This window comes from Streptomyces sp. NPDC127177, from assembly GCF_042672475.1.
In the GTDB taxonomy this organism is placed as follows: Bacteria; Actinomycetota; Actinomycetes; order Streptomycetales; family Streptomycetaceae; genus Streptomyces.
The window spans coordinates 21,094-35,288 of record NZ_JBHXUW010000001.1; the positions used below are offsets into that span (position 1 = coordinate 21,094).

13 protein-coding genes are annotated in these 14,195 nt (G+C 71.6%); all 13 read left to right on the plus strand.

The annotated features are described in order from the left end of the window. The first annotated feature begins 8 nt into the window (after positions 1 to 8). The 13 genes from ACFVJX_RS00075 (at position 9) to ACFVJX_RS00135 (ending at position 14,084) form a co-directional block, all read left to right on the plus strand. Complete coding sequence (locus ACFVJX_RS00075) at positions 9 to 1,436, plus strand: extracellular solute-binding protein (RefSeq protein ID WP_384127722.1); 1,428 nt, start codon at positions 9 to 11, stop codon at positions 1,434 to 1,436. Positions 1,437 to 1,523: 87 nt separating this feature from the next. Then, positions 1,524 to 2,483, plus strand: a complete 960-nt coding sequence (locus ACFVJX_RS00080) for a carbohydrate ABC transporter permease (protein ID WP_384127723.1) — start codon at positions 1,524 to 1,526, stop codon at positions 2,481 to 2,483. A 16-nt stretch (positions 2,484 to 2,499) separates the two neighbouring features. Further along, positions 2,500 to 3,459 carry a carbohydrate ABC transporter permease gene (locus tag ACFVJX_RS00085; protein ID WP_384127725.1) on the plus strand — a complete coding sequence of 320 codons (960 nt, stop codon included), beginning with the start codon at positions 2,500 to 2,502 and terminating at the stop codon, positions 3,457 to 3,459. A 141-nt stretch (positions 3,460 to 3,600) separates the two neighbouring features. Beyond that, positions 3,601 to 5,226 (plus strand): glycoside hydrolase family 13 protein, encoded by a 1,626-nt coding sequence (locus ACFVJX_RS00090; protein ID WP_384127726.1) that lies wholly within the window; start codon positions 3,601 to 3,603, stop codon positions 5,224 to 5,226. A gap of 90 nt (positions 5,227 to 5,316) precedes the next feature. Beyond that, on the plus strand, positions 5,317 to 5,643 hold the full coding sequence (locus ACFVJX_RS00095; RefSeq protein WP_384127728.1) for a cupin: 327 nt from the start codon (positions 5,317 to 5,319) through the stop codon (positions 5,641 to 5,643). Positions 5,644 to 5,788: 145 nt separating this feature from the next. After that, positions 5,789 to 6,415: a GNAT family N-acetyltransferase gene (locus tag ACFVJX_RS00100; RefSeq protein ID WP_384127729.1), complete on the plus strand. Its 627-nt coding sequence runs from the start codon at positions 5,789 to 5,791 to the stop codon at positions 6,413 to 6,415. Positions 6,416 to 6,513: 98 nt separating this feature from the next. Continuing rightward, positions 6,514 to 7,386 carry an ABC transporter substrate-binding protein gene (locus ACFVJX_RS00105; protein WP_384127730.1) on the plus strand — a complete coding sequence of 291 codons (873 nt, stop codon included), beginning with the start codon at positions 6,514 to 6,516 and terminating at the stop codon, positions 7,384 to 7,386. Between the two features lie 126 nt (positions 7,387 to 7,512). After that, complete coding sequence (locus tag ACFVJX_RS00110; RefSeq protein WP_384127732.1) at positions 7,513 to 7,776, plus strand: type B 50S ribosomal protein L31; 264 nt, start codon at positions 7,513 to 7,515, stop codon at positions 7,774 to 7,776. 163 nt (positions 7,777 to 7,939) lie between these two features. Beyond that, positions 7,940 to 8,872, plus strand: a complete 933-nt coding sequence (locus ACFVJX_RS00115; RefSeq protein WP_384127733.1) for a carbohydrate kinase — start codon at positions 7,940 to 7,942, stop codon at positions 8,870 to 8,872. Positions 8,873 to 9,016: 144 nt separating this feature from the next. After that, positions 9,017 to 10,258: a beta-ketoacyl-[acyl-carrier-protein] synthase family protein gene (locus ACFVJX_RS00120; protein ID WP_384127735.1), complete on the plus strand. Its 1,242-nt coding sequence runs from the start codon at positions 9,017 to 9,019 to the stop codon at positions 10,256 to 10,258. A gap of 119 nt (positions 10,259 to 10,377) precedes the next feature. Beyond that, positions 10,378 to 12,321, plus strand: a complete 1,944-nt coding sequence (locus ACFVJX_RS00125) for an acyl-CoA dehydrogenase (protein WP_384127736.1) — start codon at positions 10,378 to 10,380, stop codon at positions 12,319 to 12,321. 264 nt (positions 12,322 to 12,585) lie between these two features. Further along, a complete protein-coding gene (locus ACFVJX_RS00130; RefSeq protein ID WP_384127738.1) occupies positions 12,586 to 12,864 on the plus strand; it encodes an acyl carrier protein in 279 nt (92 codons plus the stop codon). Continuing rightward, positions 12,861 to 14,084 (plus strand): beta-ketoacyl-[acyl-carrier-protein] synthase family protein, encoded by a 1,224-nt coding sequence (locus ACFVJX_RS00135; RefSeq protein WP_384127740.1) that lies wholly within the window; start codon positions 12,861 to 12,863, stop codon positions 14,082 to 14,084. Before ACFVJX_RS00130 ends, ACFVJX_RS00135 begins: the two co-directional genes overlap by 4 nt. The last annotated feature ends 111 nt before the right edge of the window (positions 14,085 to 14,195 follow it).

Below are 14,195 nucleotides of genomic sequence, written 5' to 3' on the forward strand. Positions count from 1 at the left end.
GACCATCGATGAGAAGTGCTGGGTTCCGCCGCACACGCCGTACAAGCCGTGCCTCAGCGGCCGCCCTCGTCACCGCACTCGCCCTGACCGCTCTCGCCTCCTGCGGCACGAGCAGCAGCAGCGACAACGGTGACAAGGACAGCGGATCCAAGGGTTCGTCCGACCCGTCGGCCCCGCTCGACCCGAAGGCCAAGGTGACGATCTCGATCGACTGTATGCCGCCGGCGGCCAAGGCCGCGGAGCTGCGTGAGTGGAACGAGGACATCAAGACGTTCAACAAGACCTACCCGAACGTCACGATCAACGGAAAGTCCACCCCCGGGCAGTGCCTGGAGCCGCCCCGCTTCACGGCGATGCTGAAGGGCAAGTCGCAGCCGGACGTCTTCTACGCGTACTTCACCGACCTTCAGCAGGTACTGGACAACGACGGGGCCGAGGACATCTCCGCCTACGTCAACGACAAGTCGGTGCCCGCACTCAAGGACATCCAGCCCCAGGTCATCGATGTGGCACGCAAGGACGGCAAGCTCTACGCCCTGCCGACCAGCAACTACACCATGGGTCTGATGATCAACCGGACCCTGTTCGAGCAGGCCGGTCTCGACCCGAACACGCCGCCCGCCACCTGGGACGAGGTCCGCACGGCGGCCAAGAAGATCGCGGCTCTCGGCAAGGGCATCGCGGGCTTCGGCGAGTACAGCGCCGGCAACAACGGCGGCTGGCACTTCGCCGCCACCCAGTACGGCCTCGGCGGGGACGTCGTCGACGCCTCGGGCAAGAAGGCGGCCTTCAACAACGCCACCGGCAAGCAGGTCCTCCAGCAGCTGCACGACATGCGCTGGGAGGACGACAGCATGGGCAAGACCCAGCTGCTGAAGTGGGGCGATCTGCAGAAGCAGATATCCACCGACAAGCTCGGCATGTTCCTCGCCGCCCCCGACGACATCGCGTACATGGTGCAGCAGCTCGGCGCCAAGTACGAGACCTTCGGTCTCGGCCCGATCCCCGGCGCGAAGGGCACCCTCTTCGGCGGCAACAACTACATGATCAAGAAGGGCAGCTCGCCCGACCAGATCAAGGCCGCCGTCGCCTGGCTGAACTTCAAGAACCTCAGCCCCGGCAAGGGGCAGTTCGAATGGGCCCGCACCAAGGCCGACAAGCTCCCCGTCGGACTTCCGCAGCCGAACTTCTTCCTGGGCGACAGCAAGGCCAAGGACGACAAGGCGCGCACCGACAACGCCTCGATGCCCATCGAGAACTTCAAGGCCTTCATGGACAACCCCGTCAAGGGCAAGGCCGAGCCGCCGAAGGCGCAGGAGATCTACAAGATCCTCGACAACGCCATGTCGGGCGTCCTGACCAACAAGGACGCCGACGTCGACAAGCTGCTCTCCACCGCCGAGCAGCAGGTCAACCAGGTCCTGGCGAACCAGTAACGGACGCGCGGGGCCGGGACCCGCGGACCCGGCCCCGCACCCCGGCCGTCCCACTGCGTTCCAGCTCACCGGCACCGAGGAGACACCATGTCGGCCCCTACTCTGTCCCCCCGCAAGGCGACCAGGCCTGGCACCGGACACGCACGCCCCGCACGCCCGACCTCCGCCCGCGAGGAGTTCCTGCGCGCAGTGCGCCGCAACATCTCAGCGCACGGCTTCCTCATCGGAGCGGTGCTCTGCTTCTCGTTCTTCTCCTGGTATCCGATGGTCCGGGAATTCATCCTGGCCTTCCAGAAGACCGAGAACGGCAAGACCACCTGGGCCGGCTGGTCCAACCTGTCCTACGTCGTGAACGACCCGGCGTTCTGGCAGGCCTGGCGCAACACCCTGCTGTTCACGGTGCTCGCACTGGTCTTCGGCTTCGCCGTCCCGTTCGTCGTCGCCGTCGTGCTCAACGAGTTCCGGCACGGACAGGGGTACCTGAGACTGCTCGTCTATCTGCCCGTGATGCTGCCGCCGGTCGCCTCCGTACTGCTCTTCAAGTACTTCTACGACCCCGGCTACGGACTCTTCAACCGCATCCTGGAGATCTTCCACCTGCCCGGCCAGCAATGGCTCCAGGACACCGACACCGCCATGCTCTCGGTCGTCATCGCGGCCACCTGGATGAACATGGGCGGCGCGACCCTGATCTACCTGGCCGCACTCCAGGGCATCCCGGGCGAGCTGTACGAGGCGGCCGAACTGGACGGCGCGGGGCTGCTGCGCAAGGTCTGGCACGTCACCATCCCGCAGACCCGGCTCATCCTCTCGCTGCTCCTGCTGATGCAGATCATCGCGACGATGCAGGTCTTCACCGAGCCGTTCCTGCTCACCAACGGCGCCGGGCCCGAGGGCTCCACCACCACCGTCGTCTACCTCATCTACCAGTACGCCTTCAACTTCAACAACTACGGCAGCGCGGCGGCACTCGGCCTCGTCCTGCTCGTCGTCCTCGCGGCAGTCTCCGCGGTGTACGTACGACTGAGCCGCAGCAGCGAAGACTAGGACGGGAGATACGACCATGGCATCGAACACGATTGCCTCCCGGCCCGGGAGCGACGCGCGCAAGGCCGGGCGGCGCAGGGCGGCACGCCCCGCCGACATCGGGCGCCAGCGGACCCTGATCTCGCCGGCCCAGCTCGGCCGGAGCCGCGGCAGGACCGTCTACTGGATCGTCTTCGCCCTGGTGATCCTCCTGTTCACGGTGGCCTTCCTCGGCCCCCTGTACTGGATGATCACCGGTGGACTCAAGACCACCCAGGAAGTGGTGCAGAGCCCGCCCACCGCCTTCCCCAGCTCGATCCACACGGAGAACTACAGCCGGGCCTGGACCGTGATGGACCTGTCCAAGCTGCTCTTCAACACCCTGTACTACGCCTTCGGCGCGCTCGCCTTCCAACTGGTCTTCGACGTCGCCGCCGCCTACTCGCTCTCCAAGCTGCGGCCGGTGTTCGGAAAGATCATCCTCGGCATGATGCTGGCCACCCTGATGATTCCGGCCACCGTCCTGGTCGTACCGCAGTACCTGACCGTCCTGGACGTGCCGATCTTCCAGCGCAACCTGCTCAACTCGCCGTGGGCGATCTGGCTGCCGTCCGTCACCAACGCCTTCAACATCTTCCTGCTGAAGCGGTTCTTCGACTCCATCCCGAGAGAACTCCTCGACGCCGCCGCCATAGACGGCGCGTCACCCCTGCGCACCCTGCGCTCGGTGGTCCTGCCGATCTCCCGGCCGATCCTCGGTGTCGTCTCCATCTTCGCCGTCGTCGGGGTGTGGAAGGACTTCCTCTGGCCCATGCTCACCCTGCCCGACCCGAGCAAGCAGACCCTGAACGTCGGCATCTACTCCCTGTCCAACGGCGTACCGGAGAACGTCCTCATCGCCGCGCTCACCATCGCGTCCATCCCGACGCTGCTCATCTTCCTGATCTTCCAGCGCAACATCATGAGCGGTCTGACCGCGGGCGGTCTCAAGGGCTAGAAGGTCCCCAGGACCCCGAACCGCCCCGCCCCGGGGAAACCCGTACGACCGCCCTCCCCTCAGCACTCCGCCGCCGGCCCGACCGTCCTGCCCCGCTTGCGGGCCGGCGGTGGAGTACCACCTGCCCGAAAGGAACGCCACGTGGCAGCCAACCGTCCGTCCGAGGCCACCGCGAACTGGTGGCGCGACGCCGCCATCTACCAGATCTACGTACGCAGCTTCGCCGATGGCGACGGTGACGGCACCGGCGACCTCGCGGGGGTACGGGCCAGGCTGCCCTACCTCGTCGAACTCGGCGTGGACGCACTCTGGTTCACCCCCTGGTACCTCTCGCCGCTCGCCGACGGCGGCTACGACGTGGCCGACTACCGCACCATCGACCCCGCGTTCGGGACCCTGGCCGAGGCGGAGAAGCTGATCGCCGAGGCCCGCGAACTCGGCATCCGCACCATCATCGACATCGTGCCCAACCACGTCTCCGACCAGCACGCCTGGTTCCGTGCCGCGCTCGAAGCCGGCTCCGGCAGCCCCGAGCGCGACCTCTTCCACTTCCGCAAGGGACGAGGCGCCGACGGTGAGATCCCGCCCAACGACTGGGTCTCCGAATTCGGCGGCACACCCTGGACCAGGCTGGAGGACGGGGAGTGGTACCTCCACCTCTTCGCCACCCAGCAGCCCGACCTCAACTGGGCGCACCCGGCGGTCCGTCAGGAGCACGAGGAGGTGCTGCGCTTCTGGTTCGAACGCGGCGTCTCCGGCGTACGGATCGACTCCGCCGCCCTGCTCGCCAAGGACCCCGCGCTGCCCGACTTCGTCGTGGGCAGCGACCCGCACCCCTTCGTCGACCGCGACGAACTGCACGACATCTACCGTTCCTGGCGCGCCATAGCCGACGAGTACGGCGGCGTCTTCGTCGGCGAGGTCTGGCTCCCCGACACCGAACGGTTCGCCCGCTACCTGCGCCCCGACGAGCTGCACACCGCCTTCAACTTCAACTTCCTGGCCTGCCCCTGGGACGCCGGACTGCTCAGGACCGCGATCGACGACACACTCGCCGAGCACGCCTCCGTCGGCGCCCCCGCCACCTGGGTCCTGTGCAACCACGACGTCACCCGCACCGTCACCCGCTACGGCCGCGCCGAGACCGGCTTCGACTTCGCCGCGAAGACCTTCGGCACACCGACCGACCTGGCCCTGGGTACCCGCCGCGCCCGCGCCGCCGCCCTGCTCTCGCTGGCGCTGCCCGGAGCGGCCTACCTCTACCAGGGCGAGGAACTGGGCCTGCCGGAGGCGGACATCCCGCTGGACCGGATCCAGGACCCCATGCACTTCCGCAAGAACGGCACCGACCCCGGCCGCGACGGCTGCCGGGTGCCGTTGCCCTGGTCGGCGCAGGCACCGTACGCCGGATTCGGCTCGACCGCCGAACCCTGGCTCCCGCAGCCGGACGACTGGTCCTCGTACGCCGCCGACCTGCAGGGCGAGGATCCGGACTCGATGCTCACCCTGTACCGCGAGGCCCTGCGGCTGCGCCGCGCGGAGCCGGGCTTCGGAACGGCGGGGGAGCCCGGGATACACCGCCTGACCTGGCTGGACGCGGCGCCCGGAGTGCTTTCCTTCACCCGGGCCGACGGGCTCGTCTGTGTGGTCAATCTGGCCGCCGACGCGGCCGGGCTGCCCCACCACACCGAGGTGCTGCTGGCCAGCGGCCCGCTCGACGCGGCAGGGCGACTTCCGCAGGACACCGCGGTCTGGCTGCGGGCCTGACCTCCGGGTGGCCGACGTGCCTGCCCATGGATCCGGCCGGGTCCATGGGCAGGATCGCGGGGGGACGGGGGCTGCGGCACAGTAGGGCGTATGGACGCCCAGAACGATCTGAATGCCCTCGCCGCCGAGCACCTGGCCGCGGCCCGCACCTCCCCGCACGGCCGTAGCGCCCACCTCCTGCTGCACGAGGGCCCGCTGCGGCAGACCGTCATCGCCCTGGCCTCGGGTTCCGCGCTCGACGAGCACAACGCCCCGCCCGCCGCCTCCCTCCAGGTGCTGCGCGGCCGGGTCCGGCTCACGGCCGCATCGGGCGATGTGGAGCTGGTACCCGGACGGCTGCACCCGATCCCGCAGGAGCGGCACGGGCTGGCGGCGCTGGAGGACGCGGTGGTGCTGCTGACGGCCGTCAACGACTGACGGACCCGGCCGGACGTCGGCCGGTGCCGCACGCCGCCGGAGCGGCAACGCGGCCTGAGGCGGCCCGACACGGAACGCACCCCGGTTCGGAAGGTATTTCCGCGCAACCCTTTTGGGAGCGCTCCCATCGCGGCAGGATGAGGGGATGACCTCCCTCGCCGGCCTCCGTGCCTACCACCCGGACGACCGTGACGCCCTTGCGGACATCTGCGTCAGGACGGCCGACAACGGCGGCGACTCCCGGCATCTGTACCCGGACCCGGAGCTGATGCCGTCCATCTTCGCCGCACCGTACGCGTACCTCGAACCCGATCTGGCCTTCGTGGTCGACGACGGAACGGGCCGGGCGGTCGGATACATCCTCGGGACGGCGGACACCCCGCGGTTCGTGACGGAGTTCCGCAAGCGCTGGCTGCCCCTCGTCGAGGACCGCTACCCGCGACCGGACGGCGCGCCGCGCGGGCCCGTCGACGAGATGATCGCGCTCCTGCACAACCCGGAACGGATGGTCCGGCCCGAACTGGCCCGCCACCCGGCCCACTTGCACATCGACCTCCTTCCCGACCAGCAGCGCAGGGGGTACGGGAGAGAGCTGATGCGCACGTTCCTGGCCGCCCTGCGCACCAAGGGGGTCGAGGGGGTGCACCTGTCCATGCTCACCGCCAACACCCCGGCGAGAGCCTTCTACGACCGGCTCGGCTTCACCGAGATCCCGGTGCCGGACCCCGGGCCCGTCACCTATCTGGTGTGCTCCACCGAGGGGGACCTGTAGAACGACGCCGTGCCGGGGGTGCCGCGCCGGATCCCTGGGTAGTACTGGTGTACGAGACCGGAACGGGACGAAGCGGCCGGTGGCGAGAGGCGTATGACGTGAGGGAGCAGACCGTGTGGCAATTCTCCGACGACCGCGGGCAGTTGTCGTCCGCGGAGCGACGCCCGACGAGGGTGCTCGCCTATGTCCAGGCCGGAGCGACCTTATGGGACCAGGGGATACGGCCGAGCGCCGTATTCGGCTCCGGCCATGACGACCCCGCCGTCCCCGACACCGCGAAGACGGGGTCGCTCCCCCTGGCCGACGTCGCCTACATAGGCGCGGGCACGACGCTGGACGTCCAGACGCTGCTGCGCGGCGAGCCGGACCTCGTCGTGGCCGTCAGTTACGGCGGCGGCCAGGTCTACGGCATCGCCCCGGAGACGGCCAAGCACCTTGAGGAGCACGTCCCGGTCGTCGTCATCGACGTGGGCCAGGCCCGCACCCTGGCGGAGATCGGCGACCGGTTCGCGCTGCTCGCCCGTTCGCTGGGTGCCGAGGAGCCCTCGACGGCCGCCGGGGAGCTGGCGGCCGCCCGGGGCCGGCTGAGCGCCCTTTCCGCCGGACCGGACCGGCCCAGGGTCCTGGCTCTCTCCCCGGCCGGCCAGGAACAGGCCCATCTGGCCCGCCCCCGCATGTGGCCCGAACTGCGGGTGCTGGCCGAACTGGGCGTCGACCTCGTGGAACCGGCCGAGGGGCCGGGCGCCAACTGGTCCACGGTCGGCTGGTCCGAGGCCGGGGCGCTGAACCCCGCCGTCGTGCTCGCCGACATCCGCGTCAACGCCACCCCGCTGGCGGAGCTCCGGACGAACGAGGCGTGGGCGGCGATCGAGCGCACCGCCCGGGTGGTCGCCTGGAACCCCGAGCCGGTGTGCAGCGCGCGGGCCCACGCGCGGTTCCTGGAATCGGTGGCCGACGCGCTGGAGGGGTAGGGACCCCGGCGCCGCCCCGGTTGCCGATGCCCCGTACGGACGTGTGCGATCGCGCGGCCCGCTCCGGTTCGCCAGGCTGGCCGGGAGTGTCCCGTGCCGGTACCCGTACGTCCCCAGGAGCAGGCAATGCAGCAGGACAAGCACCCGTCCTACCGTCCCGTCGTCTTCCGCGACCGGTCGGCGGGCTACGCCTTTCTGACCAGGTCCACCGCTTCGAGCGACCAGACCATCGACTGGGACGACGGCAACAACTACCCCGTCATCGACGTCGAGATCTCGGCCGAGAGCCACCCCTTCTTCACCGGGAAGGCCCGGGTGGTCGACTCCGAGGGGCAGGTCGCCAAATTCGAGCGCAGGTACGGCGAGGGCGGGGACACGGACGCCTCCTGACCCGTACGGGAACCGGAGCCCCCGGCCCTCCCACGGGCCCGGGGGCTCCGTCCGTCGTGCGCGGCGACACAGCAGGCGCCGGTGCGGCAGGATCGGGCCCGATTGTGCCCGCGAGCCGCCGCGCCCGCCGGGGCACGCGGTCACGGCACTCCAGGAGACGCACATGCGCGAAGGACTCGGCCTGCTGGTCATCGGTGAATGCGTCGCGGACATCGTCCGGCTGCCGGGCGCGGTCGACCGGGTGCACCCGGGAGGCAGCCCGGCCAATGTGGCGTACGGCCTGGCCAGACTCGGGCACGGCACGACGCTGCTCACCCAGCTCGGTCCGGACGGCAACGGGCGGCTGATCCGGGACCATCTGGCCGGCGCCGGGGTCGAGGTCCGCACGGACGGGGCGACGGAGCCCACGCCGTCCGCCGCCGTGACGCTGGACGGCAGCGGCAGGGCCACGTACACCTTCGACATCACCTGGACGCTCGGCCCGGTCTCCCCGGAGCGGCAGCCCCTGCACGTCCACACCGGGTCGGTCGCGGCCGTGATGGAACCCGGGGCGCCGGCCGTTCTCGCCGCCGTCGAATCGCTGCGGGAAGCGGCGACCGTCAGCTACGACCCCAACGTGCGGCCGGAGCTGATGGGCGACCATGGGGCGGCCGTCCGCAAGGCCGAGCACTGTGTGGCGCTCAGCGATGTGGTCAAGGCCAGCGACGAGGACCTGGAGTGGCTCTACCCGGGGCAGGAACCGGAGCGGGTCGCCGAGCGCTGGCTCACCACCGGCCCGGCCGTCGTCCTGGTCACCCGTGGTGGCGACGGGGCGTTCGCCGCCCTGCCCGGCGGACAGGTCACGGTCGACGCGCCTCCCACGGAGGTCGTCGACACGGTGGGAGCGGGGGACGCCTTCATGTCCGGCACCCTGCACGCGCTCGCCGCACACGGACTGCTCGGCGTGGACGGCCGGGAACGGCTGCGCTCACTGGACCGGGCCACCGTCACCGACGTCCTGCGCCACGCGGCGGCATCGGCGGCCGTGACCGTGGCCCGCGCCGGGGCCCGCCCGCCGGACGGTGCGGAGCTGGACGCGGCACTCGCCCGGGTGTGAACACCCCGCCCGGTTACTGCATACGGGTGACGGGAGGTGGGGCGCGCCGCCGGGTGGGCGACCCGTTCGGCCCAGTGGGCGCATCCTCACCCCTGACACCCCCTTCGGGGCGGCGGGCGTGAACGAGAGCGGGAGGACTGCGGCATGGTGGGGGACGGGGCGGCAACTGTGGTGACGGGCCTGGGGCTTGTGACACCGGTGGGCGCTGACGAGCACACCTTCTGGGCAGGTCTCTGCGCCGGTGCGGGCGTTGCCCGGCGCTGCGGTGAACTGGCGGGTCTCCCGGTCGACTTCGCCTGCCGTGCCGACGCCATCGACCTGGACGAGGTGGTGGGCGGGCGCGCCGTGTGGCGGATGGCGCGGTTCGTGAAGATGGCCCTCGTCGCCGCGCGCCGGGCCGTCGCGGACGCCGGGCTCCGTCCGGACCGCTGGGACGGCGGGCGGGTCGGCGTCGTGCTCGGCGTCGGAGTGGGCGGTGTGTCCGTGCTCGTCGACAACGTCCGCAGCCTGGACGCGGCCGGTCCCTCCGCGGTCTCCCCGCTCCTCGTGCCGATGATGATGCCGAACGCGGCCGCCGGGGAGGTCGCCATCGACCTGCGTGCCCACGGGCCGAGTCTGGCGCCGGCCACCGCCTGCGCCTCGGGTGCCACCGCGATCGCGCTCGCCCACGACCTGCTGGCGAGCGGGCGGTGCGACGTGGTGGTGGCGGGCGGTGCGGAGTCCGTGCTCACACCGCTTGTGGTGAGCGCGTTCGCGGGGATGGGGGCGCTGTCGGCGCGTACCGGTGAACCGGCGGCGGCTTCACGGCCGTTCGCCGCCGACCGCGACGGATTCGTCCTGGGGGAGGGCGCCGCCGTGCTCGTGCTGGAGCGGGCCGGTGACGTCCGGGCCCGTGGCGGGCGGGCCCGCGCGGTACTGGCCGGTGCGGGCGCCGCCACGGACGCCCACCACCCCACCGCGCCCGACCCCGCCGGCCGAGGCGCCCGGATGGCGGTGGAGGAGGCCCTGGACGGGGCGGGCTGGGCCCCACGCGATGTGGACCACGTCAACGCGCACGGCACCTCCACCCGGCTGAACGACGCGATGGAGGGCGAGCTGATCGCGCGGCTCTTCCCGCACCGGCCCTCGGTGACCGCTCCGAAGGGCGTCATCGGCCACACCCTCGCGGCGGGTGGCGCGATCGAGGCCGCGGCCACCGTGCTGACCCTGGAGCACGGCCTCGTGCCGCCGATCGCCAACCTCGACGCGCCACCGGCGGAGTACGGGCTCGACTGCGTGACAAAGGCGCCCCGCAGACAGCGCGTCGAGCGGGCCCTCAGCCACTCGTTCGGATTCGGCGGACACAATGTCGCCCTCGCCTTCGAGCGGGCCCGGACACCCGGCTGAACCGGACACCCAACTGAACCGGACACTCGGCTGAACCGGACACTCGGCTGAACAGGAAGGCAATGGCCGCGAATGCCTGATTTCGGGTGTCCTGGCTGATTCTTGCTCGTTCCTGTCGTATGACCACAACGATTGACGACAGTGCCGTCGGCGGAGCCGGCCCGGCGCGGGTGGCGGACCGGCTCACCGAGGTGCTCCTCGGCGCGGACGCCCGCAGGGAGCACGGATTCTGGCGACGGCTCATCGCGACCGAACCGTTCCGCCGGCCGGCCGGACCGCCGCCCGGCCCGACCCCCGACGAGCGGCTCGCGCTCGCCCACAGGCGGCTGCGCGTGCTCAACGACGCTCTGGACAGCGGCGCCAGGCCGGCCGCCGACCCACGCGCCCTCGCCGCACTGCACGAGTGGCTCGCGCCGGTGGACCCGGCGCTCGCCACCGTCGCGGGAATCCACTACAACCTCTTCCTCGGCAGCCTGCTGGACCACGACGCCGACCGGCCCCGAGATCTGTCGGACTTCCTCGCGCTGCGGCGGATCGGGACCTTCCTCTGTACGGAGGTGGCGCACGGCAACGACGCGGCGGCGGTCGAGACGACGGCCACCTACGACCACGACCGGGACGGGTTCGTCCTGCACACCCCGCATGCGGGAGCACAGAAATTCATGCCCAACACCAGCCCGGCCGGCGGTCCGAAGACGGGGCTCGTCGCCGCCCGGCTGATCGTCGGGGGAGCAGACCACGGGGTCTTCCTGCTGCTGGTTCCGCTCACCGACGCCTTCCGGGCCCTGCCCGGGGTACGGGTCCGCAGGCTTCCGGCAAGGATGGGCAGCCCGGTGGACCACTGTCTGACCTCGTTCGACCAGGTCTTCGTCGGGCGGGAGGCGCTGCTCGGCGGCGAACAGGGAAGGGTCGGCGACGACGGGGTGTTCCGCAGCGGTACGGTCGGCCGCAGGCGCCGCTTCCTCGCCTCGATCGGCCGGGTCACCGCGGGCCGCATCTGCATGAGCGCGAGCGCGGTCGGCTCCGCCCGCGCGACCCTCGCGATCGCGGTCCGCTACGGCGGCCACCGCTACGTCTCGGGAGGCCGCTCCATGCCCCCGGTGGCGGTGATCGCCCACCGCAGCCATCACGGCCCGCTCGCCGGTGCCATGGCCACCGTCTTCGCGATGAGCCTGCTGCACCGCAGCGTCCTCGACCGCTGGGAGGCGGCGGCGCAGGGCCCGGCCGCGGCGCGCGAGGCGGCCGGCCGGCTGGTCGACATCGCCAAGGGGTGGATCACCTGGCAGGCCCGGTCCGTGATCGTCGAGTGCCGGGAACGCTGCGGCGCCCAGGGCCTGCTGGAGAACAACGGGATGACCGAACTCGTCACCGGGGTGGAGGGAGCCATCACAGCCGAGGGGGACAACCTGGCCATCCACGTCAAGGCGGCGGCCGAGATGCTTCTCTCCGCGAAGCCGGAGGGAGCGGAGGCGGCGGACGCGCCGCGAGAGCTGTTGGACGGGCCGGAAACACCGGAAGTGCGGGGCCCGTTGGCCGGCTCCCTGGACGATCTGGGCTTCCTCGGCCGGCTGCTGGACCAGGTGGAGCGGATCCAGTTCGCACGGGCCGCCGCACGCATGGCACGGGCCCCGTTCGACGGACCGCTGGAGCGGTGGAACGCCGCGTCGGGGCCCGCGCTGCGGGGAATCGAGGCGCATGCGTACCGGCGGGCGGCCGAGGCGTACGCCGACGCCGTCGAAGGCCTGCCCGAGGGGCCGGCCCGCGAGCGACTGACCGAACTGGCCCGGCTGTTCGCGCTGCGCTGGCTCGAACGCAACAGCGGAGACCTGCTCGCCGCCGGCCACCTGACCGCCGGCCAGGTCGACGAGCTTGCGGAGACCACCGAACAGCTCGTCACCGCCGTCGCGGTACATCTGCCCGAACTCGCCGACTCCTTCGCGCTGCCGGACGAGCTGCTCGCCGACTGGCCGATCGCGGGGGCCGGTTACGCCGACGCTTACGACGACCCGGGCGCGCCCTGGCACGCGGACGGGGACCGGGCACCGGCCGGGGGCCCGCGATGAGGGGCGGTCCGGGTAAGGGAGCGGCCATGCGGCTGCGCGGTGCGGCGGAGGCGGCGCAGGGGCTCGGCGTCGGTGTCGTACTGCTGGCTTTCTGGGGCACCGCGGCCGTGTTGTCGCGTTGCCGCACGGGTCCGCGGAGCGAAGGAGGCGAATCGGTTCGCCGCAAGGCGTAACCGGGCGGTCGCTGCCCAGTTACTCCGGCGTCGGGACGGTGAGGGACACCGTCCCGGACCCCGTTGGACGGGCATGATGGAGAGGAAGCCCATGAGCGCGATTCACCCCACGATCACCGAGGTACTCAGCCGTACCTTCAGGGTGCCCGTGGCCGAGATTCTCCCGGAATCCACGATGGACGGCCTGGAGATGGACTCACTGGCGGTCGCCGAGTTCGCCGTCGTCATCAGGGAGCGGGTCGGCGTCGAGCTGGACCCGGGCACCCTGCACCGGCACACCAGCCTCGCCGAACTCACCGAGTTCCTCCGGGGCGCCGCGGGGAACGCCGCCCCGGCCGGCAGCGGATCGCCGGTGAGCACCGCCCGATGAACACGCCGGCCATCGCCGTCACCGGCCTGGGAATGATCACCCCGGTCGGCAACGACACCGAGTCCACCTGGGACGGTGTCTGCGCCGGGGTCAGCCCGGCCCGTACCGTCCCCGCGCTCGCGGGGTGCGCGATCGACTTCGCCTGCGTGGTCGACGGCATCGACCTGGACGCCGAGATCGGCCGCCGTACGGCCTTCCGCATGGGCAGGTACGTCAAGTTCGCCGTACTCGCCGCGCGGGAGGCGGTCGCCGACGCGGGACTCGACCCGGGCGGCTGGGACGGCAGCAGGGTCGCGGTCGTCGTCGGCACCAGCAGCGGCGGGTCCGCGGGTCTCACCGATCAGGCGCTGGTCCTGGAACGGCGCGGACCGGAGGCGACCTCGCCGTCCGGGATCCTGCTCACCATCCCCAACATGCCCGCCGCCGAGATCGCGATCGAGATGGGGGCCACGGGCCCCAGCCTGGCGCCCTGTACCGCCTGTTCGTCCGGGGTCACCGCACTGTCCGTAGCCCGGGACCTCCTGGCCACCGGCCAGTGCGACCTGGCGATCGCGGGTGCCACCGAATCGACGCTCTTCCCGGTGGCCATGACCGGATTCGCCAGATCCGGCGCGGCCGCCCGGGCGGACGGGGACCTGTCCCGGCTCAGTCGGCCCTTCGCGGCCGACCGGGCCGGACTCGTCATGGGTGAGGGAGCCGCCGTCATGGTGCTGGAACGCGCGGCCGACGCCGAGGCCCGGGGCGCGGAACCGCGCGCCCTGCTCGCGGGGACCGGCGCCACCACCGACGCCCACCACCCCACCAGCCCGCATCCGGACGGCCGGGTCGCCCAGGCCGCCGTCGAGGCCGCGCTGCGCGACGCGGGCTGGCAGGCCGCGGACGTCGAACACATCAACGCGCACGGCACGGCCACACCGCAGAACGACGCGGCCGAGGCCGCCCTCATCGGACGGGTCTTCCCGCACCGGCCGCCCGTCACCGCGCCCAAAGGCGTACTGGGGCACTGCATGGGCGCGGCAGGGGCGATCGAGGCGGGGCTGACGATCCTGACACTCCAGCGCGGAGTCATTCCGCCGGTCGCCAACCTGGACGCGCCCGCGCCCGGGTTCGACATCGACTGCGTCACCAAGCAGCCGCTCGTGCTGCCCGTCCGGAGTGCCATCAGCCACTCCTTCGGATTCGGCGGGCACAACGCCGTGGTCGCACTCCGGCGTCCGTAGGGACGAGCCCGCCCCCGGGCACCCCGCGTCCGGGCCGGGGCGGCACCGGCCCGGACACACGGACAAACGAGAGGGCGGACCCAGTGGTGCGGGTCCGCCCCTCGCTCTTGT